The organism is Enterobacter cloacae complex sp. 394F7, assembly GCF_057320385.1.
In genome coordinates this window covers 153,333-178,720 of the sequence record NZ_JBXWCS010000005.1, presented here as the reverse complement: position 1 = coordinate 178,720, position 25,388 = coordinate 153,333, and the positions used below count along the sequence as shown (strand labels likewise).

At 55.3% G+C, this 25,388-nt stretch carries 22 protein-coding genes and 1 tRNA gene; 15 read left to right on the top strand and 8 right to left on the bottom strand.

Features of this window, described 5'->3' with window-relative positions; genetic code table 11:
* Window positions 1–194 precede the first annotated feature (194 nt).
* The 6 genes from mepS to yejF all read left to right on the top strand — a co-directional run bounded on the left by mepS (window position 195) and on the right by yejF (window position 8,049).
* Window positions 195–764, top strand: a complete 570-nt coding sequence (mepS, locus tag AC2FAK_RS09740; protein ID WP_023619753.1) for a bifunctional murein DD-endopeptidase/murein LD-carboxypeptidase — start codon at window positions 195–197, stop codon at window positions 762–764.
* Between the two features lie 128 nt (window positions 765–892).
* A complete protein-coding gene (locus AC2FAK_RS09735) occupies window positions 893–2,449 on the top strand; it encodes a cyclic di-GMP phosphodiesterase (protein ID WP_038420219.1) in 1,557 nt (518 codons plus the stop codon).
* Window positions 2,450–2,523: 74 nt separating this feature from the next.
* Complete coding sequence (locus AC2FAK_RS09730) at window positions 2,524–4,329, top strand: extracellular solute-binding protein (protein WP_058683263.1); 1,806 nt, start codon at window positions 2,524–2,526, stop codon at window positions 4,327–4,329.
* 9 nt (window positions 4,330–4,338) lie between these two features.
* On the top strand, window positions 4,339–5,433 hold the full coding sequence (locus AC2FAK_RS09725) for a microcin C ABC transporter permease YejB (protein ID WP_058683262.1): 1,095 nt from the start codon (window positions 4,339–4,341) through the stop codon (window positions 5,431–5,433).
* On the top strand, window positions 5,433–6,458 hold the full coding sequence (locus AC2FAK_RS09720; RefSeq protein ID WP_014832713.1) for an ABC transporter permease: 1,026 nt from the start codon (window positions 5,433–5,435) through the stop codon (window positions 6,456–6,458). The genes AC2FAK_RS09725 and AC2FAK_RS09720 overlap by 1 nt, the downstream gene beginning before the upstream one ends.
* A 1-nt stretch (window position 6,459) precedes the next feature.
* The gene (yejF, locus tag AC2FAK_RS09715) at window positions 6,460–8,049 is read left to right on the top strand and encodes a microcin C ABC transporter ATP-binding protein YejF (protein ID WP_095455023.1); all 1,590 of its coding nucleotides are present in this window, start codon (window positions 6,460–6,462) and stop codon (window positions 8,047–8,049) included.
* A 3-nt stretch (window positions 8,050–8,052) separates the two neighbouring features.
* Here the strand turns inward: yejF and AC2FAK_RS09710 are convergent, their stop codons facing one another.
* The 3 genes from AC2FAK_RS09710 to rsuA all read right to left on the bottom strand — a co-directional run bounded on the left by AC2FAK_RS09710 (window position 8,053) and on the right by rsuA (window position 10,595).
* A complete protein-coding gene (locus tag AC2FAK_RS09710) occupies window positions 8,053–8,397 on the bottom strand; it encodes a YejG family protein (RefSeq protein ID WP_013097988.1) in 345 nt (114 codons plus the stop codon).
* A gap of 278 nt (window positions 8,398–8,675) precedes the next feature.
* A complete protein-coding gene (locus AC2FAK_RS09705) occupies window positions 8,676–9,872 on the bottom strand; it encodes a Bcr/CflA family multidrug efflux MFS transporter (protein ID WP_013097989.1) in 1,197 nt (398 codons plus the stop codon).
* 15 nt (window positions 9,873–9,887) lie between these two features.
* On the bottom strand, window positions 9,888–10,595 hold the full coding sequence (gene rsuA / locus AC2FAK_RS09700; RefSeq protein ID WP_013097990.1) for a 16S rRNA pseudouridine(516) synthase RsuA: 708 nt from the start codon (window positions 10,593–10,595) through the stop codon (window positions 9,888–9,890).
* A 151-nt stretch (window positions 10,596–10,746) separates the two neighbouring features.
* Here rsuA and radD point away from each other — a divergent pair, with 151 nt between their 5' ends.
* From radD to rplY, 4 genes are all read left to right on the top strand, one after another.
* Entirely contained in the window at window positions 10,747–12,504 is a 1,758-nt protein-coding gene (radD, locus tag AC2FAK_RS09695) for a DNA repair helicase RadD (protein WP_061772072.1), read from the top strand.
* A gap of 71 nt (window positions 12,505–12,575) precedes the next feature.
* Window positions 12,576–13,169: a TetR/AcrR family transcriptional regulator gene (locus tag AC2FAK_RS09690; protein ID WP_095455024.1), complete on the top strand. Its 594-nt coding sequence runs from the start codon at window positions 12,576–12,578 to the stop codon at window positions 13,167–13,169.
* Window positions 13,170–13,221: 52 nt separating this feature from the next.
* Window positions 13,222–14,094, top strand: coding sequence for an alpha/beta fold hydrolase (locus AC2FAK_RS09685; protein WP_038420228.1), 873 nt, complete (start codon window positions 13,222–13,224; stop codon window positions 14,092–14,094).
* Between the two features lie 118 nt (window positions 14,095–14,212).
* Entirely contained in the window at window positions 14,213–14,497 is a 285-nt protein-coding gene (gene rplY / locus AC2FAK_RS09680) for a 50S ribosomal protein L25 (RefSeq protein WP_013097994.1), read from the top strand.
* A gap of 52 nt (window positions 14,498–14,549) precedes the next feature.
* On the opposite strand, the gene yejK is transcribed toward rplY, so the two are convergent.
* Window positions 14,550–15,557: a nucleoid-associated protein YejK gene (gene yejK, locus AC2FAK_RS09675; protein WP_014832722.1), complete on the bottom strand. Its 1,008-nt coding sequence runs from the start codon at window positions 15,555–15,557 to the stop codon at window positions 14,550–14,552.
* Between the two features lie 134 nt (window positions 15,558–15,691).
* Here yejK and AC2FAK_RS09670 point away from each other — a divergent pair, with 134 nt between their 5' ends.
* The 3 genes from AC2FAK_RS09670 (at window position 15,692) to AC2FAK_RS09660 (ending at window position 17,848) form a co-directional block, all read left to right on the top strand.
* Window positions 15,692–15,919 (top strand): YejL family protein, encoded by a 228-nt coding sequence (locus AC2FAK_RS09670; protein ID WP_001135586.1) that lies wholly within the window; start codon window positions 15,692–15,694, stop codon window positions 15,917–15,919.
* Between the two features lie 19 nt (window positions 15,920–15,938).
* The gene (gene yejM / locus AC2FAK_RS09665; protein WP_020690103.1) at window positions 15,939–17,699 is read left to right on the top strand and encodes an LPS biosynthesis-modulating metalloenzyme YejM; all 1,761 of its coding nucleotides are present in this window, start codon (window positions 15,939–15,941) and stop codon (window positions 17,697–17,699) included.
* 72 nt (window positions 17,700–17,771) lie between these two features.
* A tRNA-Pro gene (locus AC2FAK_RS09660) sits at window positions 17,772–17,848 on the top strand.
* 90 nt (window positions 17,849–17,938) lie between these two features.
* Here the strand turns inward: AC2FAK_RS09660 and AC2FAK_RS09655 are convergent.
* On the bottom strand, window positions 17,939–18,199 hold the full coding sequence (locus tag AC2FAK_RS09655) for a DUF2534 family protein (protein WP_013097997.1): 261 nt from the start codon (window positions 18,197–18,199) through the stop codon (window positions 17,939–17,941).
* 202 nt (window positions 18,200–18,401) lie between these two features.
* On the opposite strand from AC2FAK_RS09655, the gene eco reads away from it, so the two are divergent.
* Window positions 18,402–18,911, top strand: a complete 510-nt coding sequence (eco, locus tag AC2FAK_RS09650; RefSeq protein WP_038420230.1) for a serine protease inhibitor ecotin — start codon at window positions 18,402–18,404, stop codon at window positions 18,909–18,911.
* A gap of 135 nt (window positions 18,912–19,046) precedes the next feature.
* On the opposite strand, the gene mqo is transcribed toward eco, so the two are convergent.
* On the bottom strand, window positions 19,047–20,696 hold the full coding sequence (mqo, locus tag AC2FAK_RS09645) for a malate dehydrogenase (quinone) (protein WP_095455025.1): 1,650 nt from the start codon (window positions 20,694–20,696) through the stop codon (window positions 19,047–19,049).
* Between the two features lie 188 nt (window positions 20,697–20,884).
* On the opposite strand from mqo, the gene AC2FAK_RS09640 reads away from it, so the two are divergent.
* Window positions 20,885–22,174: a SulP family inorganic anion transporter gene (locus tag AC2FAK_RS09640; RefSeq protein WP_095455026.1), complete on the top strand. Its 1,290-nt coding sequence runs from the start codon at window positions 20,885–20,887 to the stop codon at window positions 22,172–22,174.
* On the opposite strand, the gene mgtE is transcribed toward AC2FAK_RS09640, so the two are convergent.
* Together mgtE and AC2FAK_RS09630 are read right to left on the bottom strand one after the other, a co-directional pair.
* Complete coding sequence (gene mgtE, locus AC2FAK_RS09635; RefSeq protein WP_013098001.1) at window positions 22,137–23,573, bottom strand: magnesium transporter; 1,437 nt, start codon at window positions 23,571–23,573, stop codon at window positions 22,137–22,139. The two genes, AC2FAK_RS09640 and mgtE, sit on opposite strands and share 38 nt — an antisense overlap.
* A 148-nt stretch (window positions 23,574–23,721) precedes the next feature.
* On the bottom strand, window positions 23,722–25,365 hold the full coding sequence (locus AC2FAK_RS09630; protein ID WP_029883099.1) for a multidrug ABC transporter permease/ATP-binding protein: 1,644 nt from the start codon (window positions 25,363–25,365) through the stop codon (window positions 23,722–23,724).
* Window positions 25,366–25,388 lie beyond the last annotated feature (23 nt).

Sequence of the window (25,388 nt, the reverse complement as noted above, 5' to 3'; positions counted from 1 at the left end):
CCCTGGCAATCGGTTAATCTCGAACTCGTTTTGCCCCATAGAGATAATTATTTTCTTGGTGAATAAATTTGTGCGCTGCGCCACAAATGTGACCAGAAAGAATTGTCTCATTGTGAACAGATAATTAGTCTCGTCACGTTTGGCATTTTTATAACGATATTTGTCGTTAAGGACTTCAAGGGAAAATAAACAAAATGGTCAAATCTCAACCGATTTTGAGATATATCTTGCGGGGGATCCCGGCGATAGCAGTTGCGGTACTGTTGTCTGCATGTAGTACATCGAACACCGCAAAGAACATGCATCCTGAGACGCGTGTTGTGGGAATGGAAGATTCCTCGTCACTGCAAGCCTCTCAGGATGAATTTGAAAATATGGTACGTAATCTGGACGTGAAGTCCCGTATTATGGACCAGTATGCTGACTGGAAAGGCGTGCGTTATCGTCTGGGCGGCAGCACCAAAAAAGGTATCGATTGTTCCAGCTTTGTACAGCGTACCTTCCGTGAGCAGTTTGGGTTAGACCTGCCGCGTTCAACTTACGAACAGCAGGAAGTGGGCAAGTCGATTTCACGTACAAAACTGCGCACCGGTGATTTAGTTCTGTTCCGTGCCGGTTCAACGGGTCGACATGTCGGCATCTATATTGGTAATGACCAGTTTGTACATGCCTCCACCAGCAGCGGTGTGACCATTTCCAGCATGAACGAGCCATACTGGAAGAAGCGCTACAACGAAGCGCGTCGCGTACTGACCCGCAGTTAATATGATGATTGTATCGTTGGTTATCCCTTGGCTGGCGATATGATGAAAAAAAGACACTGCTTCGGCGGTGTTTTTTTTTGCCCGTTACACTGAATACATCCAGCGGCAATTCAGGAATCACGACGTCTATGTTCACCCGCTACTTTTCCAGTCATCGCAAGATACTGTTCCTCAGTATTATTACAGGTCTGGTCACTGCCCTGCTTTTGGGTTCATTGCAATTTTTCTGGAGTTACCACAAGCGGGAAGTCCGGTTCGACACCCTGATTACCGATGTGAGCCTCTACATGGAGAGCTATTTCGAAGAGTTGAAAACCTCTATCGATGTTCTTCAGCCCCTCACGCTGAACAGCTGCCATGACGTCAATGCCGAGCTGACGTCGCGCGCGGCCTTCAGCCTCAATGTGCGCGCGTTCTTGCTGGTCAGGGACAAAATCGCCTTCTGCTCGTCGGCCACCGGGCCGATGGATACGCCGATGGAAGCCCTTATACCTGAGCTGCACATCAACAAGAAGATTGATATGGCATTACTGCCGGGAACGCCTATGCTGCCGAATAAACCCGCCATTGCCATCTGGTACCGAAACCCTCTGGTTAAAGACGGCGGGGTATTTACGTCAGTTAATCTCAATCTGACCCCGTACCTGCTTTATACCGCGCGCCAGGACGACTTCGCAGGGATTGCCATCATCATCGGTGATATGGCGCTGTCCACCATGTCCAGTACCCTGGTCAGGGCGCAAGATTTACATGCCGTGCCCGAGCGTACCGCCACGCTTAAGGCCGTGCCGCTGACCATTAAGCTGTACGCTGAAAAGTGGACAAGCGACGAAATCCTCTACGCCCTCTTCTTTGGGCTGGTGTGCGGCATTGCGGCAGGATCGCTGAATTTCTATATCCTCACCATCCGCGTAAATCCCGGCAAAGAGATCCTCAGCGCCATTAAGCGCGGCCAGTTTTATGTGGTCTATCAGCCCGTGGTGGATGCAAAAGATCTGAAAATGCGGGGGGTTGAGGTCCTGATGCGCTGGAAGCACCCCACCATGGGTGAGATCCCCCCTGATGCGTTTATCAATTTTGCTGAAGCGCAGCAGCTGATTGTTCCGCTCACGCTGCATCTGTTTGACCTTATCATTCACGATGCGCCGGTATTACAGACCCAACTGCCGCCGGGCGCAAAACTCGGTATCAACATTGCGCCGGGGCATCTGCACGCCGACAGCTTTAAAGATGATATGCGCACCTTTAAAGAGTTACTGCCGCCGGATCACTTCCAGTTGGTGCTGGAAATTACCGAGCGCGACATGCTTAACCACCGTGAAGCCAACAACCTGTTCGAATGGCTGCACAACGAAGGGTTTGAGATAGCGATCGATGATTTTGGTACCGGCCACAGTGCGCTGATCTATCTTGAACATTTCACCATGGATTACATCAAAATCGACCGGGGTTTTGTTAACGCCATCGGGACAGAAACCGTCACCTCACCGGTGCTTGATGCCGTACTGATGCTGGCAAGACGGCTGAACATGTCCACCGTCGCAGAGGGCGTGGAAACGCCGGAACAGGCGGCCTGGCTGCGCGAACATGGCGTTAACTTCCTGCAGGGATACTGGATTAGCCGTCCGATGCCGCTGGAGCAGTTCCGTGAGTGGCGGCCCGACCTGACGCACGCTGGCGAATAATTTCACATTGCCCGTGACGTCACTTATTATTCAGCTTAACTGAGCCGGTCTGTTAAAGAGGGAGCTGTCGCGAGATGTTTATGCGCTTCATACTGTTGCTGTTGGCACTGACGGCCCTGTCCAGCCAGGCGCAAACCATCAAAGAAGACGTTGCGTTTGCGGTGATTGGTGAACCGAAATACGCGGTGAATTTCACCCATTATGATTACGTCAACCCTGCCGCGCCGAAAGGCGGGAATGTGACGCTCTCCGCCACTGGCACGTTCGATAACTTCAACCGCTTTGCCCTGCGCGGTGTGGCCGCGGCGCGCACAGAATCTCTCTACGATACCCTGTTTGTCACCTCTGATGATGAGCCCGGAAGCTACTATCCGCTGATCGCCGAAAACGTGCGGTATGCGGATAATTTTGCCTGGGCGGAAATTTCGCTTAACCCGCGGGCGCGTTTTCATGACGGTTCGCCGGTCAGGGCAAGCGATGTCGCCTTTACGTTTCATAAATTTATGACTGAAGGCGTTCCTCAGTTCCGTATTGTCTACAAAGGCGCGTCGGTCAGGGCCATCGCACCGCTCACCGTGCGCATTGAGCTGAGCGAGCCGAATAAAGAGAATATGCTGAGCCTGTTCTCCCTGCCCGTAATGCCTGAATCGTTCTGGAAAGCCCATAAGCTGAGCGACCCGCTCTCCACACCGCCGCTGGCAGGAGGCCCGTACCGCATCACCGACTGGCGCATGGGGCAGTATGTGGTCTATTCCCGTGTAAAAGACTACTGGGCCGCCAACCTGCCGGTAAACCGGGGGCGCTGGAATTTCGACACCCTTCGCTATGATTACTACCTGGACGATAACGTGGCTTTTGAGGCCTTTAAGGCCGGAGCCTTCGATTTACGCCTGGAGAGCAGCGCTAAAAACTGGGCTACGCGCTATATCGGTAAAAACTTTGCCAAAGGCTACATCGTCAAGGACGAGCAAAAAAATAGCTCTGCCCAGGACACGCGCTGGCTGGCGTTTAATATTCAGCGTCCGGTATTTAACGACCGCCGGGTACGTCAGGCCATTACCCTGGCCTTTGACTTTGAGTGGATGAACAAGGCGCTGTTTTATGGCGCCTACAGCCGCGCTAACAGCTATTTTCAGAATACCGAATACGCGGCGCGCGCTTACCCCAATGCCGACGAGTTGACGCTGCTGGCCCCCTTCAAAGCACAATTGCCGCCGGAAGTGTTTACCACCGTGTTTGATCCCCCCACCTCCGATGGCAACGGCTTTGATCGTGACAATTTGCTGAAAGCCAGCAAACTGCTGGATGAGGCCGGTTGGGTCCTGAAAAATCAAAAACGGGTCAATGCCCAAACGGGAAAACCGTTGAGCTTCGAGCTACTGATCGCGTCAGGGGCAAACGATCAGTGGGTTTTGCCGTTTAAGCACAACCTGGCCCGGCTGGGGATCACAATGAACATACGCCAGGTGGATATCGCCCAGCTGACCAACCGCAAGCGCAGCCGGGATTACGATATGATGCAGAGCCTGTGGCCCGCGCAGCCCTGGCCAAGCTCCGACCTGCAGATTTCCTGGGCGTCCAGTTACATCGACTCCTCGTACAATGCGCCGGGGGTAAAAAGCCCGGTCGTTGACGCGCTAATTGCAAAGATCGTGGCAGCACAGGGCGACAAACAGAAGCTCCTGCCATTAGGACGCGCCCTCGACAGAGTGTTAACCTGGAACGACTACATGCTGCCCATGTGGTATATGGGTGAAGATCGTCTTGCCCGCTGGGACAAATTTTCGCTGCCTGCCGTGCGCCCGATCTATTCGCTGGGCTTCGATACCTGGTGGTATGACGTTAACAAAGCTGCCAGACTCCCAGCTGAGCGGCGATAAGGAATCATCATGGGTGCGTATCTAATCCGCCGTCTCCTGCTGATCATCCCAACCCTGTGGGCCATCATCACTATTAACTTTTTTATTGTACAAATCGCCCCCGGCGGGCCGGTCGATCAGGCGATTGCGGCCATTGAATTTGGCACCAGCGGCGGGATGCCCGGCGCTGGCGGAGAAGGAATGGGCGCAAGCCATGCCAAAACGGGCGTGGGGAATATCAGCGAAAGCCATTATCGCGGCGGCCGCGGGCTGGATCCGGAGGTGATTGCCGAGATCACCCATCGCTATGGTTTTGATAAACCGATTCACGAGCGCTATTTCAAAATGCTGTGGGATTACATCCGGTTTGATTTTGGTGATAGCCTGTTCCGCAGTGCCTCGGTCTTAACCCTGATCAAACAAAGCCTGCCGGTGTCGATCACCCTGGGACTGTGGGGAACGCTGATTATTTACCTGGTTTCCATTCCGCTTGGGATCCGCAAAGCGGTCTACAACGGCAGCCGTTTTGATATCTGGAGCAGCACGTTCATTATCATCGGCTATGCCATTCCGGCGTTTCTGTTCGCTGTGCTGTTGATTGTCTTTTTTGCCGGCGGCAGCTATTTCGATCTCTTCCCGCTGCGGGGGCTGGTATCCGCCGATTTCAGCACCCTGCCGTGGTATCAGAAAATCACCGACTATCTCTGGCACATCACGCTGCCTGTGCTGGCAACGGTGATTGGCGGATTTGCCGCCCTGACCATGCTGACCAAAAACGCCTTTCTTGATGAAATCCGCAAACAGTATGTCGTCACCGCCCGCGCGAAGGGCGCGGGTGAAAAACAGATCATGTGGAAGCACGTGTTCCGCAACGCCATGCTGCTGGTGATTGCCGGATTTCCTGCCACGTTCATCAGTATGTTTTTTACCGGCTCGCTGCTTATTGAGGTGATGTTCTCGCTTAACGGTCTGGGGCTGTTGGGCTATGAAGCCACCGTGTCGCGGGATTATCCGGTGATGTTTGGCACACTCTACATTTTTACCCTGATTGGCCTGCTGCTGAATATCGTCAGTGATATCAGCTATACGCTGGTCGATCCCCGAATCGATTTTGAGGGCCGATGATGCCGCGTTTAAGCCCCGTCAATCAGGCCCGCTGGGCCCGTTTTCGCCACAACCGTCGTGGCTACTGGTCGTTATGGATTTTTGCCGTCCTGTTTGTGTTAAGCCTGTGCTCAGAGCTGATTGCCAACGATAAACCCCTGCTGGTGCATTTCAACGACCGCTGGTATGTGCCCGTGCTTAATAACTACAGTGAAAGTGACTTTGGCGGCCCGTTTGCAACACCGGCGGAGTATCAGGATCCGTGGCTGCGCCAGCAGATTGATCAACACGGCTGGGCACTGTGGGCCCCGATCCGTTTTGGCGCCAACAGTATCAATTTCGCCACCACGACCCCCTTCCCTTCTCCCCCGTCCACGCAAAACTGGCTGGGAACGGATGCCAACGGTGGCGACGTGCTGGCGCGCATCCTCTACGGTACCCGAATCTCGATCCTCTTTGGGCTGATGCTGACGCTCTTCTCCAGCGTGATGGGCGTGGTGGCAGGTGCCGTCCAGGGCTACTATGGCGGTAAAATTGACCTCTGGGGTCAGCGCGTGATTGAGGTGTGGTCAGGTATGCCAACGCTGTTTCTGATCATCCTGCTGTCGAGCGTGGTGCAGCCAAACTTCTGGTGGCTGCTGGGGATCACCGTATTGTTTGGCTGGATGGCGCTGGTGGGCGTCGTGCGCGCAGAATTTCTGCGCACCCGTAATTTTGACTATATTCGTGCCGCGCAGGCACTGGGCGTGAGCGACCGTGGGATCATCTTCCGCCATATGCTGCCGAACGCCGTGGTGGCGACACTGACCTTTCTGCCGTTTATTTTGTGCAGCTCCATCACCACCCTCACCTCGCTCGATTTTCTGGGCTTCGGGCTACCGCTCGGTTCCCCCTCGCTCGGCGAGCTGTTGCTGCAGGGCAAAAACAACCTGCAGGCACCGTGGCTGGGCATTACAGCCTTTCTTTCCGTGGCGGTACTGCTTTCGCTGCTGATTTTTATTGGCGAAGCCGTGCGCGACGCCTTCGATCCCAACAAGGCGGTGTAACATGACGCAGCCCCTACTCAGTATCGATAATCTGTCGATTGCCTTTTCGAAACAGGGTGAGACGCGCACCGTGGTCAGCGATCTGTCGCTGCAGATCCAGCGTGGCGAAACGCTGGCGCTGGTGGGGGAATCCGGCTCCGGCAAGAGCGTCTCGGCACTCTCCATTCTGCGCCTGCTCCCGTCTCCGCCAGTGAGCTACCCGCAAGGAGATATTCTGTTTCACGGCAGCTCACTGCTGCACGCCGACGAACAGACCCTGCGGGGCGTCCGCGGCAATAAAATTGCGATGATTTTCCAGGAGCCGATGGTCTCACTCAACCCGCTGCATACTCTGGAAAAACAGCTTTACGAGGTGCTGTCCCTGCACCGGGGCATGCGCAAAGAGGCCGCGCGCGGGGAAATCCTCGACTGCCTCGAGAGAACCGGCATCCGCAACGCGGCAAAACGGCTGAGCGATTTCCCGCATCAGCTTTCCGGCGGTGAACGTCAACGTGTGATGATTGCCATGGCGCTACTGACGCGCCCGGAACTGCTGATCGCTGATGAGCCCACCACCGCGCTGGACGTCACGGTGCAGGCGCAGATTTTGCAACTGCTGCGGGAGCTACGTAGCGAGCTGAACATGAGTCTGCTGTTTATCACCCATAACCTGAGCATTGTGAAAAAGCTGGCCGACAGCGTCGCCGTGATGCAAAACGGACGCTGTGTTGAGCAGAACACCGCCGCCTCACTGCTGAATGCGCCTCAGCACCCCTATACGCAGCGGCTGCTCGACAGTGAACCCTCAGGCGATCCTGTGCCTCTTCAGGGGGACAGCGCGCCGTTGTTGAACGTAGAGGGGCTGTCTGTCTCCTTCCCCATCCGTAAAGGTATTCTGCGCCGCGTGGTCGACCAGAACGTCGTGCTGAAGAACATCCGTTTTTCACTGCGCCCGGGCGAGTCGCTGGGACTGGTGGGCGAGTCGGGTTCAGGCAAAAGCACCACCGGCCTGGCACTGCTGCGTTTAATTGCCTCGCAGGGCGAGATCCTGTTAGACGGCATGCCGCTGCACCGCTGGAACCGTCGGCAGATGCTGCCGGTACGTCCACGCATGCAGGTGGTGTTTCAGGATCCCAACTCCTCGCTCAATCCAAGGCTGAGTATTTTGCAGATCATCGAAGAAGGATTGCGCGTCCATCAGCCTACCCTGACGGCTCTGCAACGTGAAAATGAGGTCAGGCGTGTGATGACAGAGGTAGGGTTAGATCCCGGGACGCGCCACCGCTACCCGGCTGAATTTTCTGGCGGACAGCGCCAGCGTATCGCCATTGCCCGCGCGCTGATCCTCAAACCTGAGCTGATCATCCTGGATGAACCGACCTCCTCGCTGGACAGAACCGTGCAGGCACAGATCCTGACCCTGTTGAAAGGGTTACAGGAAAAGCACCGGCTGGCCTATATCTTTATCAGCCACGATCTACAGGTGGTGCGGGCGTTATGCCATCAGGTGATTGTGCTACGGCAGGGAGAAGTGGTCGAGCAAGGTGAGTGCCAGCGCGTATTTACTGCACCGACGCAGAGCTACACGCGCCAGCTGTTATCGGCAGACTAGCACTCAGAAGGGATACTGGCCCGAGAAAGGCTCAGCAATGGCCACGCCAAAGTTTTTCAGGCGGCAGGTTGCGGCAAATTCATCCTGACTTTTAACAAACAGGCACGGCTCGCCTTCACACTCCAGTACGGAGCTGTCCACTTCGATATCCGACAGCGCCTGGCTTAAGCGTTCCATTACCGGCCATGCATCTTCGTCGCTCGGGCTAAGCAGTTTGAGCGCGACCAGACAATTCTCGCAACCTGCAACGTTTTGCGGAATCGGTTCAACTTTCGAACCTGCAAAACCCGCCGACCAGCGATAGCTCTGGGGCAAGCGATGGACTATGGAGAGTTGTAATGTATTCACGTTCGATCCCCGGAAGCAAATTTACTTCACAATTTATTTACATTTATAGTAACACATCATCGCCAACCTGCACTATTCAGCGCTTTTTTATAGGTATCCAGGCTCGCGTCGGCGCTATATGTACCCGTTTCTGCGATCTAACTCAACCTTTTTAAATACAATGATGTGACTTTTTACACAAATAGATTTTACATAAAAGAAACAAACACAGGGTAAACGAACGCAAGTTTGGTTGATATGGGTCAACAAAAAGGCCCGTATCGGGCCTGATGTGCAGATTAATGAGCGGCTTTTCGCGGTCGGCTGGCGTAAAGACAGAAGAGAATGGAGCTGGTGGCACAGAACGCCATCGCCCACAGCATTGGCCAGGCCGTGTTAAAGGTCGCCATTGAGAGTAACGCCCCCACCACGGCACCAATCCCAAAGCGGAACGTCCCCGCCAGCGATGACGCGGTGCCAGCCATATGCGGGAACTCGTCGAGAATGACCGCCATCGCATTGGATGAGATCATCGAGACGCAGCCAACAAAAGCGGCAACCCCCACCACCAGCGCCCAGAAGCCCACGCCGAAAAACGCGCTGACCACCAGCCAGATAGCCATCACAAACTGGATCCACAGCCCGGCACGGAACATGTTCAGTGCTCCAATCCGGCGAACAAAGCGGCTGTTGATGATGGTCATGATGAACAGGAACACAATGTTCAGCGCAAAGTAATACCCAAAGTGCTGAGGGGAAACGTGGTTCAGCTCAATATAGACAAATGGCCCGGCGCTCAGGAAGGAGAACATCCCGGCAAAGCTGAAGCCGCTTGCCAGCATGTAGCTCAGCACGCGCTTGTGGCGGAACAGCGAGGCAAAATTCCCCATTGTGGTACGGATGTGGAATTTCTGGCGGCGCTCGACGGCTAACGTTTCATCAATAAAGAAGAAAATCATCGCCGAGGCCAGCAGTGCGGCAAGCGCCAGGATCCAGAAAATGGCATGCCAGCTGAACCATACCAGCACCGCGCCACCGGCCATCGGCGCCACCAGCGGCGCAATGGTGGTCACCAGCATGACAAATGACATCATGCGGGAGAACTCTTCTTTCGGGTAGATATCACGCATCAGGGCGTTAATCACCACGCTTGCCGCCGCCGCCGCGAGACCGTGGAATAAACGCATCACGATCAGCTGATCGATACTCTGTGCCAGCGCACAGGCCACGGCTGCGGCTGCAAAGATCAGCGTTCCGCCCAGAATAACCGGCTTACGCCCGAGGCTGTCGGCCATCGGGCCATAAAACAGCTGGCCGAGGGCAAAACCGAGAATATAGGTACTGAGCGTCATCTGTGCGCTGCCTGCCGGTACGCCAAACTGCGCCGAAATCACCGGCAGCGCAGGCAGATACATATCAATCGACAGCGGCATCAACATGGCCAGCAGGCCAAGAATGAACACGATTTTGAAAGACGAGTGTGGCCTGGTGGTCACAGGGTTCTCCTGAAATTAATGCGAGGGCAGACCGACGCTGGCGATCTCTTCTTCCGTCAGCGGGCGATATTCGCCAGGCGCCAGATCGGGATCGAGTTCTATTGCCCCAATACGTTCACGATGCAGACCGACAACGTGGTTACCCACCGCGGCGAACATACGTTTCACCTGATGATAACGCCCTTCGCTGATGGTCAGACGGACTTCGGTCGGGGTAATGACTTCCAGCACCGCCGGTTTGGTGAGGTCTTTTTCATTATGCAGTTGAACGCCTTTGGCAAATTGTTCTGCCGTGTCATCTGCCACCGGCGATTCCAGCGTCACCAGATAGGTTTTTTCACAGTGATGACGCGGAGAGGTAATGCGGTGGGACCACTGACCGTCATCGGTCATCAGCACCAGACCGGTGGTGTCGATATCGAGGCGGCCAGCCGCATGCAGCTTGTGCGCAACCGGTTCGTCGAGGAAATAGAGCACCGTCGGGTGATCCGGATCGTCCGTAGAACAGACGTAGCCTTCCGGCTTATTGAGCATGAAATAGCGCGGGCCGTGCTGCTGGGTGAGCGGGTTGCCGTCATACTCCACCTGATGGTCAGGTTGCAGTTTGAACGCGCTGTCTCTCACAATGTCGCCATCCACGGTAACGCGGCTGGCGCGGATCTCGCGCCCGGCAATAGCACGGCTTACGCCGAGTTGCTGAGCGATAAACTTATCAAGTCGCATGAAATCTTTTTAGCCTTAATGGTGCTGGAAGTCGGACAATGCGTCCGAAAAAGAAGCAGTCAGGAACGGTTCAGTATAATGGTCTGGTTGCGCCACTCAAGGGAAAAAGTTTCGTGGCATACTATATGCGGAATAACGATACAGAGACCCCATGACTTTTACACTTCGCCCCTATCAGCAGGAAGCCGTTGACGCCACCCTGGCCTGGTTTCGTAAACACCGTGAGCCCGCGGCCATTGTGCTCCCCACTGGCGCAGGCAAAAGCCTGGTGATCGCCGAACTTGCCCGCCTGGCGCGCGGCCGCGTGCTGGTGCTGGCGCACGTCAAAGAGCTGGTTGCGCAAAACCATGCCAAGTATTGCGCGCTTGGTCTGGAGGCCGATATCTTCGCCGCCGGGCTAAAGCGGAAAGAGAGCCACGGCAAAGTGGTGTTCGGCAGCGTGCAATCTGTTGCCCGCAACCTTGAGCTGTTTCGCAGCGAATTTTCGCTGCTGATTGTCGACGAGTGCCATCGCATCAGTGATGACGACGATAGCCAGTATCAGCAAATCCTCACTCACCTGAAAGAGGTGAACCCTCACTTACGCCTGCTGGGCCTGACGGCAACCCCGTTTCGCCTGGGTAAAGGCTGGATTTACCGCTTTCATTATCACGGTATGGTGCGAGGGGATGAGAAGGCGCTGTTCAGCGACTGTATCTATGAACTTCCGCTGCGCTATATGATTAAACACGGCTACCTGACCCCGCCTGAACGGCTGGATATGCCGGTCGTCCAGTACGATTTCAGCCGCTTACAGGCGCAGAGCAACGGTTTATTTAGCGAAGCGGATTTGAACCAGGAGCTGAAAAAGCAAAAGCGCATCACTCCGCACATTATCAGCCAGATTGAAGAGTTCGCTGAAACGCGCAAAGGGGTAATGATTTTTGCCGCCACCGTTGAGCATGCGCGCGAAATCACCGGCTTACTGCCCTCTGGCGACGCGGCGCTGATCACCGGCGAGACGCCCGGTCCGGAGCGCGACAGCCTGATTGAGGCGTTTAAAGCACAGCAGTTTCGCTATCTGGTAAACGTCTCGGTACTCACCACCGGGTTTGATGCCCCCCACGTCGACCTGATTGCTATTCTGCGTCCGACCGAATCGGTCAGCCTGTATCAGCAAATCGTTGGCCGCGGTCTGCGTCTGGCTCCCGGTAAAACCGACTGCCTGATCCTGGATTACGCCGGTAACCCGCACGATCTCTACTCGCCTGAAGTGGGTACCCCGAAAGGAAAAAGTGACAACGTGCCGGTACAGGTCTTCTGTCCTGCCTGTGGCTTTGCCAACACCTTTTGGGGCAAGACGACGGCTGACGGTACGCTGATCGAACATTTTGGCCGCCGCTGTCAGGGCTGGTTTGAAGATGATGAAGGGCATCGCGAGCAGTGCGATTTCCGTTTCCGCTTTAAAAACTGCCCCCAGTGCAACGCTGAAAATGATATTGCCGCCCGCCGCTGCCGCGAATGTGACACGGTTCTGGTCGACCCTGATGACATGCTGAAGGCCGCGCTGAAGTTAAAGGATGCCCTGGTGCTGCGCTGCTCTGGCATGGCGCTGCAACCGGGAGCGGATGAAAAAGGCGAATGGCTGAAAATCACCTATTACGATGAGGACGGCGCCGACGTCAGCGAGCGCTTCCGGGTGCACACTCCGGCTCAGCGCATGGCTTTCGAACAGCTCTTTATCCGCCCGCATACCCGCACACCGGGCGTACCGCTGCGCTGGATAACCGTAGCGGATATCGTGCATCAGCAGGTGCTGCTGCGCCATCCGGATTTTGTTGTCGCCCGCAAGAAAGGCCAGTACTGGCAAGTCCGTGAAAAGATTTTTGACTATGAAGGCCGTTTTCGTCGGGCCAACGAACTGCGTTAATGGCAGGCAGGCCTTGAATAGGAAACGATTGTTTCCTATTATGCATTATCGTATTACAACAGGATTCACTCATGTCACGTCTTCCCGGTCGCCCGCGTGAATTTGACACCGACGCTGCCATCGACAGCGCCCTGCTCGTTTTCCGCGAGCGCGGCTATCATGCTACCTCAATCAAAGAGCTGAGTGACGCGACGGGCCTTACGGCGGGAAGCCTGTATAAAGCCTTTGGCAGCAAGAATGGCCTGTTTCTCGCGGCGTTCGACCGTTATACCCGGACGTGCAGCGCCGCCCTGCGCCAGCGTACCGAGGCGGCACGCAGCGGGCGAGATAAAATCGCGGCGGTGTTACGTTTCTACGCCGAGAGCAGCCACGGTCCTGAGGGCATACGCGGCTGTCTGGTGGTCGCCAGCGCGACCGAGCTGGCGGTTTTTGATGATGCAACCGCGCAGTACATCAAAGCCGCCATGCAGCGTACCGAGCAGCTGTTACTCGAACTGGTTCAGGAAGGCCAGCGGGACGGTAGCCTTTCCCGCGCGCTGCCCACGGAGCAAACGGCACGTAATCTTTTCGCGCTGCTGCAGGGTTACCGCGTGATCGGCAAAAAAGGCCTGTCTGAGGACGAAATCAATAGCGCCGTTAACGCGGCACTCAGCCTGCTCGGCTGAGTTTTTTTAACCAATTAGGAAACGATTATTTCCTATTATTCCGGAGATCGTTATGACCATGCCCATCGCCCCGCAGCACCACTTCACGCTCATCAATGGCATCCGCACGCACTACGTCACCGCCGGAGAACAGCACGCGCAGACGGTTGTCCTGCTGGCAGGTTTCCCCGAAAGCTGGTACGCCTGGCGCCATGTTATCCCTTTGCTGGCCGAGCGTTACCATGTGATCGCCCCGGACTTACCCGGACAGGGTGATACCGATTGTCCGTCAGAGGGGTATGACACCCACACCCTCGCCAGCCATGTTCATGAACTGCTGACCCAGCTTGGCGTGCATCGCTACTATCTGGCCGGTCACGACGTGGGAGCCTGGGTTGCCTGGCCTTATGCGGCGATGTACAGCGATGAGGTGATAAAGCTGGCGCTGCTGGACGCCGGCATTCCGGGTATTACCTTACCCGATGCCCTCCCCGTCACCGCGGACCGCGCCTGGCGCACCTGGCATTTTGCCTTTCACGTGATTGCCGACCTGCCTGAATTCCTCATCAGGGGCAAAGAACGTGGCTATCTGGAGTGGTTTCTGCGTCGCAAAGCGGCGAATCCCCTCACCTTCAGCGAGGCGGATCTTGACGAGTATCTGCGCATTTTTACGCGCGAAGGTGGCTTGCGCGCAGGGCTGGCTTACTATCGCGCTGCTGCCCTCTCCGCCGCGCAAAACCGGGCGCTTAGCGAACGGGGTAAACTCTCTGTTCCTGTTCTGGCACTCAGTGCCGATCAGGGTTCGATTCCTGATATGGCCTCGCCGCTGAGGGCGTTTGCAGAACGCGTTGACGGGCACGTGATCCCCCGTTGCGGCCATTTTCAGCCAGAAGAGCAGCCTCAGGCCGTCGCCGACGCCCTAAGCGGTTTTTTTAGTGGGGATTAATTCATTGCCCTGAGGTGGATTGGGGGCTATAATGCCGCCCGCTTTTGCATCCGCAAAGCAGAACACTCACCTGCTGCTGGGTCGCCTGTAGTAGGGTTTTAAATACAGAGAGAAATCAATGTTCACTATCGAAGCAGAAGTACGTAACGTGCAGGGTAAGGGTGCGAGCCGCCGCCTGCGTACCGCTAACAAGTTCCCGGCTATCGTTTACGGTGGCGAAGCTGCTCCAGTTTCTATCGAACTGGATCACGACAAAGTATGGAACATGCAGACCAAAGCTGAATTCTACAGCGAAGTTCTGACCATCGTTGTTGGCGGTAAAGAAGAAAAAGTGAAAGTTCAGGCTGTTCAGCGTCACGCGTTCAAGCCAAAACTGACTCACATCGACTTCGTTCGCGCGTAATCGCAAACATGTCGAAAAAAAGCCCCGCTTCGGCGGGGTTTTTTTATGGCGGTTATTTACCGCCAGTAGTACGACGCTGCAGCTGATCGCGCAGGTTGGGTGGCGTACCTTTAATGGTCAGCGTATCGGTGGCCGGATCCCAGAAGATACGTTCCCCCAGCAGCATGGCATCAAAGTTGATGGTTAACCCGCCGCCGCTTCCGGCAAATTTTGTTAACTGACGCAGCGTACTGCGATCCGCCGGGAAGCTCTCTTCCAGCTCATACCCTTTCTCAGCAGTAAATTCCTGGAAACTGACTTCACTGACGCCGGCCAGCTCTTTTGACAGCGACTCCAGCTCAATCTCTTCCCCCGCCTGCAGCTGTTCGTTGCAGTAGCTGTAAACCTGCTGACGCACGTTCTGGCGCTCAGATTTATCGAGCTGCGCTTCCGCCGTGAAGTCATCCACCGCCTGCAGCAGCCCTTTGTTCTGCGCTTTGGCGTTGAGACCTTCGCTGGCACCGAGGAAGTCCATAAAGAAATCGGCCACTTTACGGCCTACACGCCCTTTGAGGAAGGTCAGGTAGCGCGTCGACTCCGGATTGGTTTCCCACTCGGTCAAATCAATACGCGCAACGATATCCGCATGGTTGATATCCAGATAATGGGTGGAGCTGATATCCAGCTGCTCATTCACGCGCATACTGCTTAAATTGTTCAGCACGGTGACCAGCAGATACTCGACCGCCAGGTAGCGATAGTGGCAGAACAGAACGATACCGCCGTCGGCAAACGGGTATTTTGCCAGTTCGTCGCGCAGACGCCCGGTTGCCGCGCGGCTAAACGCCAGGAAATCTTCTTCACCCTGGCGTTGCAGGCGCAGGCTATCAGCCAGTTCACTCTCGTCGCTGAACAGACCATAGGCTTTATTTTTTGCACTGTAGACGCGGTGCAGTTCCGCCATCATTTCCACAACGGTTGCCGTGGGTTCCAGTAACGAATCGCGCAGCACCACTTCAAGGGTTTGCTCATCACGCTTGATAAGCTGGTGCAAGGCAATCTGGTTGATTTCCAGACTCATGATAAACTCTCCTTTTAGACCGGGCGGTATTCAACCACCACCAGGACATGTGTGCAACAACTGATAAAAAAGGGGAAAAAAAGCTGTTGCTACGGTAATATGTTGCCCTTTCATCAACAAACTGATTTTGATTTATGCCACAACATTCCCGCTACAGTGATGAACACGTTGAACAATTGCTCAGTGAGCTGGTCAACGTACTGGAAAAACATAAAACACCGACCGATCTCTCCCTGATGGTTTTGGGAAATATGGTCACCAACCTTATCAATACCAGCGTTGCTCCGGCTCAGCGTCAGGCGATCGCCAAATCTTTCGCCCAGGCTTTACAGTCTTCCGTTAGCGACGACCAGGCCCATTAAGGGAAACGAACAACAGTTTATGGTGACGAATCGTCAGCGCTACCGTGAAAAAGTCTCCCAGATGGTCAGCTGGGGGCACTGGTTTGCCCTGTTCAACATTCTGCTGGCGACGCTTATCGGCTGTCGTTATCTGTTTGTCGCAGACTGGCCGACGACGCTAACCGGGCGTATTTACTCCTGGATAAGCGTTGTAGGGCACTTTAGCTTTTTGGTTTTCGCCACCTATCTGCTGATCCTCTTCCCGCTGACGTTTATCGTCATGTCGCAGCGTCTGATGCGATTTTTATCCGCCATCCTTGCAACGGCAGGGATGACGCTGCTGCTTATCGACAGTGAAGTGTTCACCCGCTTCCACCTGCATCTCAATCCCATCGTCTGGGAGCTGGTGATTAACCCCGATCAGAACGAAACGGCCCGTGACTGGCAGCTGATGTTTATCAGCGTCCCGGTGATCCTTCTGATAGAGATGCTGTTTGCCACCTGGAGCTGGCAAAAACTGCGCAGCCTGACCCGCCGACGCCATTACGCAAAACCGGTGGCCGCGATCTTTTTCGTCTCCTTTATCAGTTCGCACATCATGTATATCTGGGCGGATGCAAACTTCTATCGCCCGATCACCATGCAGCGGGCGAACCTGCCGCTCTCTTATCCAATGACGGCGCGTCGTTTCCTTGAGAAGCACGGTCTGCTGGACGCACAGGAGTACCAGCGTCGTCTGATTGAGCAAGGGAATCCGGAAGCGGTTAGCGTGCAGTATCCGCTGAGCGATCTGCGCTATCGAGATATGGGACGCGGGCAAAACGTCCTGCTGATCACCGTCGATGGTCTGAACTACTCCCGTTACGAGAAGCAGATGCCTGCGCTTGCCGAGTTCGCCAGCAAGAACGTGACGTTCACCCAGCATATGAGCTCCGGCAACACCGCCGATGCGGGCATTTTTGGCCTGTTCTATGGCATTTCTGCCGCCTACATGGACGGCGTGCTTTCTGCGCGCATTCCTGCAGCGCTGATCACCGGGCTCAATCAGCAGGGATATCAGTTAGGGTTGTTCTCCTCAGACGGCTTTAACAGCGCGCTGTACCGCCAGGCGCTGCTGTCTGATTTCTCCCTGCCAGCCGCAGAAAGCCAGTCGGACGAGCAGACCGCCAGTCAGTGGATTAACTGGCTGCAGCGTTATGCGCAGGAAGATAACCGCTGGTTCTCCTGGGTTGCCTTTAATGGCACCACGCTCGATGACAGCAATCAGAAAGGCTTTGCGCGCCGCTACAGCCGTGCAGCAGGCAATGTTGATGACCAGATTAGCCGCGTGCTTGATGCCTTACGCGAATCCGGCAAGCTCGAAAACACCGTGGTGATCGTGACGGCAGCCCACGGCGTACCGCTGGGCGACGAAGCGAAGAGTATGAGCTGGTCGCGGCCGAATCTGCATGTTCCGCTGGTAATCCACTGGCCGGGCACCCCCGCTCAGCGCATTAACATGCTCACCGAACATAAAGATGTGATGACCACGCTGATGCAACGGCTGCTGCACGTCAGTACACCGGCAAATGAGTATTCACAGGGGCAGGATCTCTTCAGCGCCACGCGTCGCCACAACTGGGTCACGGCAGCGGGCAATGATACGCTGGCGGTCACCACGCCAATGCTGACGCTGGTATTGAACAATAACGGAAACTATCAGACGTATAATCTACAGGGTGAACGGCTGAAAGACCAGAAACCGCAGTTGAATCTGCTGCTACAGGTTCTGACGGATGAGAAACGGTTTATCGCTAACTGATTAATTATAAACCAGTTAGCCTCAGATTCCCTTGCATTCAAAACGGAATCGAGTAGTATTCATTTCATGCGTCGGCACGTAGCGCAGCCTGGTAGCGCACCGTCATGGGGTGTCGGGGGTCGGAGGTTCAAATCCTCTCGTGCCGACCAAAACTATTTAAAAACCAGCCATATGGCTGGTTTTTTTGTGCACAAAAAAAGCCAACCCGCAGGCTGGCTTTTGAGATCGCAAGTGAACGCTTAGTGCTTGTCGCGCCCGCCAAGGAAGAAAATACCCAGCGGAATGGCAAGCAGGACGGTGAACACCAGGCTGTAAACGAAGATCATCGCCGACTGCAGGACATACATGCTGGTCGTCCACGCAGAGAGTGGAATGTTGTACTGTTCGATGACGCCGACAATGGTTGCCCGGCCCACGCACGCGGCCGCAATCATAAACACAACCAGCAGCGCCAGGAGGAACTTACGGCCTTCAGGTGTTTTCAGTTTTGCACGAATCATCTCTCTTCCCTTTACAGATGAATAACATTATGTATGCCTTAAAATAACACGATCTGCCGCCAGACTCCACAGAAGTACAAACCACCACAAAAATGGCACTGCATTAGCTCATTACACTGCTTTTATTGAAAATGTAAGTAAATCACGCTAATCATTCATGGGCGTTATGCTAATCTCATCAGGATGGTTTTGACATAAAGGAATGACAGTGAAAAACGCACCTAAATTTGCCCTTGCCCTGATCGCCGCCGCGTGCGTCAGCACCAGCGCCTTCGCAACTGAAAGCCAGAAGGTACAACCTCTGGAAAAAATCGCGCCTTATCCGCAAGCGGAAAAAGGCATGAAGCGTCAGGTGATCCAGTTACCGGCTCAGCAAAATGAAGCGAATTTCAAAGTGGAACTGTTGATCGGCCAGACGCTGGAAGTGGATTGCAACCAGCATCGTCTCGGCGGACAGCTGGAAAGCAAAACGCTGGAAGGCTGGGGCTACGACTACTTTATCTTTGATAAAATGACGTCACCGGTTTCCACCATGATGGCCTGCCCGGATGGCAAGAAAGAGAAGAAATTCGTGACCGCGTATCTGGGTGATAACAGCCTGTTACGCTACAACAGCAAGCTGCCAATCGTGGTGTATACGCCGGAAAACGTGGAAGTGAAATATCGCGTGTGGAAGGCGGATGAAAATATCGGACAAGCGGTAGTACGTTAAGAATAAGTCGGGTGGCGGCTTCGCCTTACCCGACCCGGAATGGGTGTGCTCTGGTGCCCTCATTCCAACCCTCTCCCACCGGGAGAGGGAGAAAACACTAAAAACGGTAACGGATGTTACCGTTTTGCTTTTACCTTACAGCGCGATATCCGCCACCGGTTTGTTTTCTGCCTGCGGCTTCAGCTCCGCTTTTGGTGCAGCATCAGCAGCCTGCGGCTTAACGTATTGCAGCTGCAGCACGCGGCTGGTGTATTCCAGCTCCTGCTCCGTCGCGTCCACGTTACCGTTCAGCTTCGTACCGTAGGATGGAATAATCGTTTTCAGCTTCGCCTGCCATTCCGGCGTGGCGACTTTATCTTTAAACACTTTTTCCATCAGGTGCAGCATGATAGGTGCAGCGGTAGAGGCGCCAGGGGAAGCCCCCAGCAGGGCGGCAATAGTGCCGTCTTTATCGCTTACCACTTCGGTACCCAGACGCAGCACACCGCCCTCTTTCGGATCGCGTTTGATGATCTGTACGCGCTGACCCGCCTGCCACAGACGCCAGTCTTCTTTCTTCGCCTGCGGATAGTACTCTTTCAGCGCCTCGAAGCGTTCTTCATCAGAAAGCATCACCTGACTAATCAGGTATTTCACCAGATCGAAGTTATCCAGCCCGACATCCATCATTGGCTTCACGTTTGAGGTGGTGGTTGCGCTCAGCAGATCCCACAACGAGCCGTTTTTCAGGAACTTAGTGGAGAAAGTTGCAAACGGCCCGAACAGCACCACACGCTTACCATCAAGCATACGGGTATCGATGTGTGGAACGGACATTGGCGGCGCCCCCACGGAGGCCTGACCATATACTTTTGCCAGATGACGGTTCACCACTTCCGGGTTTTCCGATACCAGGAACTGACCGCCCACCGGGAAGCCCGCGTAGTCGTCCGCTTCCGGAATACCGGACTCCTGCAGCAGTTTCAGCGCCGCACCGCCCGCACCAATAAAGACAAACTTTGCCTTGATGACGTGCTCGGCTTCGTTGTTTTTCAGATCGGCAACGGTCACGCTCCAGCTGTTGTCAGCGTTGCGCTTAAAGCCACGCACTTCGGTGCTGAGCTGCAGATTGAAGTTCTCTTTTTTCTTCAGAGAAGCCACCAGCTGACGGGTGATTTCGCCATAGTTGACGTCAGTACCAATCTCAGTACGGGTTGCCGCCACCTTCTGGTTCGGGTCACGACCTTCCATCACCAGCGGTGCCCACTCTTTGATCTGCGCGTGATCTTCAGAATATTTCATGCCGCGGAACAGCGTGCTCTGCTGCAGCGCCGCGTAGCGCGCGCGCAGGAAGTTCACGTTCTGCTCACCCCATACAAAGCTCATGTGCGGCACGGTGTTGATGAAGGAGTGCGGATCGTGCAACACGCCGCTGTTCACCTGGTGAGACCAGAACTGGCGAGAAATCTGGAATGCTTCGTTGATCTCTACCGCCTTCTCGATACTAATGGAACCGTCCTTTTTCTGCGGCGTATAGTTCAGTTCCATGAGTGCCGAATGTCCGGTACCGGCGTTATTCCAGCCGTTTGAGCTTTCCTGCGCCACGCCATCGAGGCGCTCGACCATGGTCATTGACCAGTCCGGCTGAAGCTCTTGCAGATAGGTTCCCAGCGTGGCGCTCATGATGCCGCCGCCAATTAAAAGGACGTCCGTTTCCTGCTCTTTTGATGCGTCAGCTTTCGCCGCCATGGAGACGGTGTTCAGCCCCACGGCCAGAGAAAAGAGCATGGCAGTCATTTTTTTCATAATTTTGCCTTAGTTGAGTAGTGCTTGAAGCGTGGAAATTGCAGGTGAAAAAAGCTGCGGGGGGAACGGTAGCAACTTTTAAATATTGTTTAAAGGTTACGAAATTATTGTAATTGTGAAATTTAATGATGGATTGTTTGTGTGGGATTGCCGGATGAAACTGGCAAGGCGCGGTATTTCTGGTTACTATGCTGCACTTTGTGATCGCGCGCACGGAAGCCCGCCCTAATCTGCGAATTGTTATGTCATTACCCCATGCTTCTCTTTCCCGTGAAGACCAGGTCGCCACGGTGCTGCGTTCCCCTCGACTGCTGCTACGCGAAACGCTGGCAGGCGTAATTACCGCTCTGGCCCTCATTCCTGAGGTGATCTCCTTTTCCGTGGTCGCAGGCGTTGACCCAAAGGTCAGCCTGATTGCCTCTGTGGTGCTGTGTCTGACCCTTTCAGCGTTCGGCGGTCGTCGTGCGATGGTCACAGCAGCTGCGGGCTCCGTCGCGCTGGTGATTGGCCCGATGGTGCATCAGCACGGCGTGCAGTACATCCTGCCGGCGGTCCTGATGGCGGGGATAATCCAGATTCTGTTCGGCGTGCTCGGAATGGCGCGCCTGATGCGCTTTATTCCCCAGTCGGTGATGACCGGTTTCGTAAATGCGCTGGGATTGTTAATTTTCTTCGCGCAGGTTCCCCATTTCTGGAGCCGCAGCCCGCTGATTGTGGGCCTGTTCGTGCTGACGCTGCTGATTGTGCTGTGGGTGCCGCGCTTTGTTAAAAGCATCCCGTCACCGCTTATTGCGATTGTACTGCTCACCCTGTTTACCGTGACCAGCGGACAGGTTCTCCCGACGGTGGGGGATGAAGGTTCTATGAGCAGTGGTTTGCCAGGGCTGACACAGCTGCTCGTTCCGCTGAACATGGAAACGCTCAGCATCATCTGGCCATGCGCGCTGAGTATCGCTTTTGTCGGCCTGCTGGAATCACTGCTGACGGCAAAACTGGTGGATGAACTGACCGCGACGACGTCCAGCAAACGCCGTGAAAGTATTGGTCTGGGCGCAGGGAATATTCTTGCCGGGTTGTACGGCGGGATCGCGGGCTGTGCCATGATCGGACAAACCATTGTCAACGTGGAGATGGGCAAAGGTCGCAGTCGCGTCTCAACTTTTGCAGCGGGCATGGTGCTGCTGGTGCTGGTCACCGCCCTCAGTGAGGTGATGGCAAAAATCCCTATGGCCGTTCTGGCCGGGATCATGGCGATTGTTGCCATCAAAACGTTTAACTGGCACAGCCTTCAGCCTGCCACGTTAAAAAGTGCGCCGATTGCCGAAACGGTTGTGATGCTGATTACCGTTGCAGCAACGGTTTCAACCGGTAACCTGGCCATTGGCGTGCTGGGCGGGATTATTGTGATGGCATTGCTTCCCGCCCGGCTCAAGCGTCGGCTTAAAGAAGAAAAATCGTTGCAAGCCCAAGAAAAATAAAGAAACCGCCGGTATCGGTGATGGCGGTAATCATCACGCTCGACCCCACCGCGGGGTCGCGCCCCAGTTTGGTCATCGTCAGGGGGATAATGACCCCCATCATGGAGGCCACCAGCAGATTCAGCACCATCGCCAGCATCATCACCCCGCCTAACGCCATATCATCGTACAGCCACCAGGTAATGCCGCCCATAATGCCGCCCCATACGAGGCCGTTAATCAGCGCCACCCCCATCTCCCTGAAGATCAGGAAGGCGAAGTTACCCGGCTGAATGTTCTCCAGCGCCAGTGCACGGACGATCATGGTAATAGTCTGGTTGCCGGTGTTGCCGCCAATGCCGGCCACAATCGGCATCAGCGAGGCCAGCGCGACCAGTTGTGAAATGGTGTGTTCAAAGCCGTCGATCACCCGTGAGGCGATAAATGCCGTGCAGAGGTTAATGGCGAGCCATGCCCAGCGGGTTTTCACTGCCTTGCCAACGGAGGCGTGGACGTCATCTTCGGCGCTGATCCCGCCGAGCGCACGTAAATCGTTATCGGTCTCTTCGTAGACCACGTCAACAATCTCATCGATGGTCAGACGCCCCATCAGTTTACCCACAGAATCGACGACCGCCGCGCTCACAAGGTCGTCACGTTCGAAGGTACGGGCCGCTTTTTCCGCGTCGTCTTCCGGGGAGAAGACCATCGGCTCGGTTTCCATCACCTCACTCACCCGCCGCTGGGTGCTGTTGAGCAGGATCGTTTTAAGCTCCAGCTCGCCAAGCAGGGTTTTATCCCGGGAGGTGACGAACAGTTTATCGGTGTTGTCCGGCATGCTGCCCAGGCGGCGCAGATAGCGCTGCACCGTACCGAGAGTCACATCCGGGCGCACCATGATGACGCCAAACTCCATAATGGCGCCCACGCTGTGTTTGTCATAGTGCATCACCTGACGCACGCGTGCCCGCTCTTCCGCAGGCAGCGAAGCCAGCAGTCGCCCGGTCAGGTTTCGCGGCAGGTGCTGAACGAGGTAAATCTGCTCGTCAATGTCCAGCGTCTGCAGGGCATCGAGGATATCCCGGTCGCTCATCTCATCAATGAGATCGTCCCAGACGTTTTCAGAGGCTTCCAGCAACACCTGCCCGCGCTCGTGATCCTGCACCAGCCGCCACAGGGCGTGACGCTCTTCCGAGGGGAGGGCTTCCAGGGTATCCGCCAGATCCGGCGGAGGTAAATGAGCAACCAGCGCACCTACCTCAGCAATATCGTCGGCCAGCGTGCCGACATCATATTGCTCAGCCAGGGTCAGTTTGCCCAGTAACGCAGAGGTGACCGCTTTATCCGTCGTGAGGAGCCAGATGAGACGCGCACGTTCCTGGTCGCGCTGCCTGGCACTGTTTTTCTTTAAAACCGACATTAATCATAAATCCATGAAATAAGTTGGCTTTAAGCATAGCGCGGAGATATGTAAATAAGAATAAACAACGGGGCGGGATGGAGAAAAAATCGGCATAACATGCACGATTTATCCCCTCTCCCTGTGGGAGAGGGTTAGGATGAGGGCTTCAGGCCGTGCGCGCCACCGCATCGCGAGACGCCGCATCGCGCTCTTCACCGGTCAGTTCGCTCAGCTTGCCGTCACGCATCTCCAGCAGCCGGTCGGCGTGAATGAAGTAGTGATCGTCATGGCTGATGGCAAAGATGGTTTTGCCCATCGCCTGCATCAGCGGCAGCAGCACCTGGTAGAACTCGCGGCGGAAATGCGGGTCCTGATCCGCCGCCCACTCGTCCAGCAGAATGATGTCGCGCTCTTCCGCCAGGGCCAGCAGCAGCGCCACGCGCTTTTTCTGGCCTTTCGAGAGCTTGAGGTTGAGGATCTTGCCGTCCTGCAGCTCAAGCTTGTGCGACATCTGCAGATGCGCCAGCCACTTCTCCACCAGCGCCGGGTTAGCCTGTTGCCCTTCCGGCCCCAGCAGCTGATCGAAGAGCCAGACATCGGTGAATACCGCCGAGAACAGCTTGCGATAATCCTCAGGCTTCTCTGCGCTGAGCGCGCGGCCATCCAGCAGAATGTCACCCGATTGCGGCTGATATAACCCCGTCAGCAACATCGCCAGCGTCGATTTCCCGCTGCCGTTACCGCCAATGAGAAACAGCAGTTCGCCGCGATGAATCGTCAGATTGACCGGCCCCACGGAAAAGGCGTTGTCCTGGTAGCGGAATGTGACGTTACGCAGTTCCAGCGTTTGCCAGTTCGGGAAGGCCTGAGGGCGCGGGAACTCCGCTTTGAACGGCGCAAGGTCGAACTTTTTGAGCTTATTAAACGCCACCTGCGCGCTCAGCAAGGTGGGCAATGCACCGACGGCAGAGAGCAGCGGTGTGCGCAAAAACAGCAGCGTCAGGGAGTAAGTTGCCGCTACATTGGTATCGGCCCAGCCCAGGCTGTTGGCCATCCAGAAGACCAGGCCAATCGCGCCCAGCATCATAATGTTCGACCAGTTAACCGCGCTCAGGTGGAAGGTATCAGCACGGATAATATGGTGCCGGTATTCACGCGCGTCCGGGATGTAGAGGTTGTTGAAGATATGCTCGGCACGCTCGCGGTTCAGGGTCAGCTCTTTACGCCCTTCCAGTACCGTCTGGTAATCGTTATAGAGTTTGTCCTCGGTTTCACGCAGTACCGCCATGTGTTTGTAGACGCGGGAAACCAGCAGAAAACCGCCCCAGATGGTGATAGTAATCCACAGTGCCGTAACGGCTAGCATCTTGCTGGAGAGCCAGGCGAGATAGGCCGCCGAGCCAACGGTCAGGATAATGCCCTGCACCAGCTCCGGCAGACGGACAAACGCAATGGTGATGGCTCGCACGTCGCTGGTCAGTCCCGCCAGCAAAGAGGCACTGCCGAGTTGCTCGACGCGCTCCACCTGGGTGTCCAGGATCCGCTTGATAAACTCGCTGCGCAGGCGGAAGACGAAATGATGCCCGAGGGCCGTCAGCGCCAGCTGGGAACCCAGCGTGACCGCCATCAGCAGCAATAATAGCCCCAGAAATTCCGGCAGAACGGACAGCGAGGTGTCGACCATTTCGATCAAACGCACGTTGATGAAGGCGATAAGACCAATACCTAATGCGGCGCTGGCAAGGCTTAGCGCCATTACCGCAATAAAGGGCCAGCGATACTGACGCCAGACAAGAAGAAGTAGTTGCATGCAGGCAATCCGGACAATAAAAA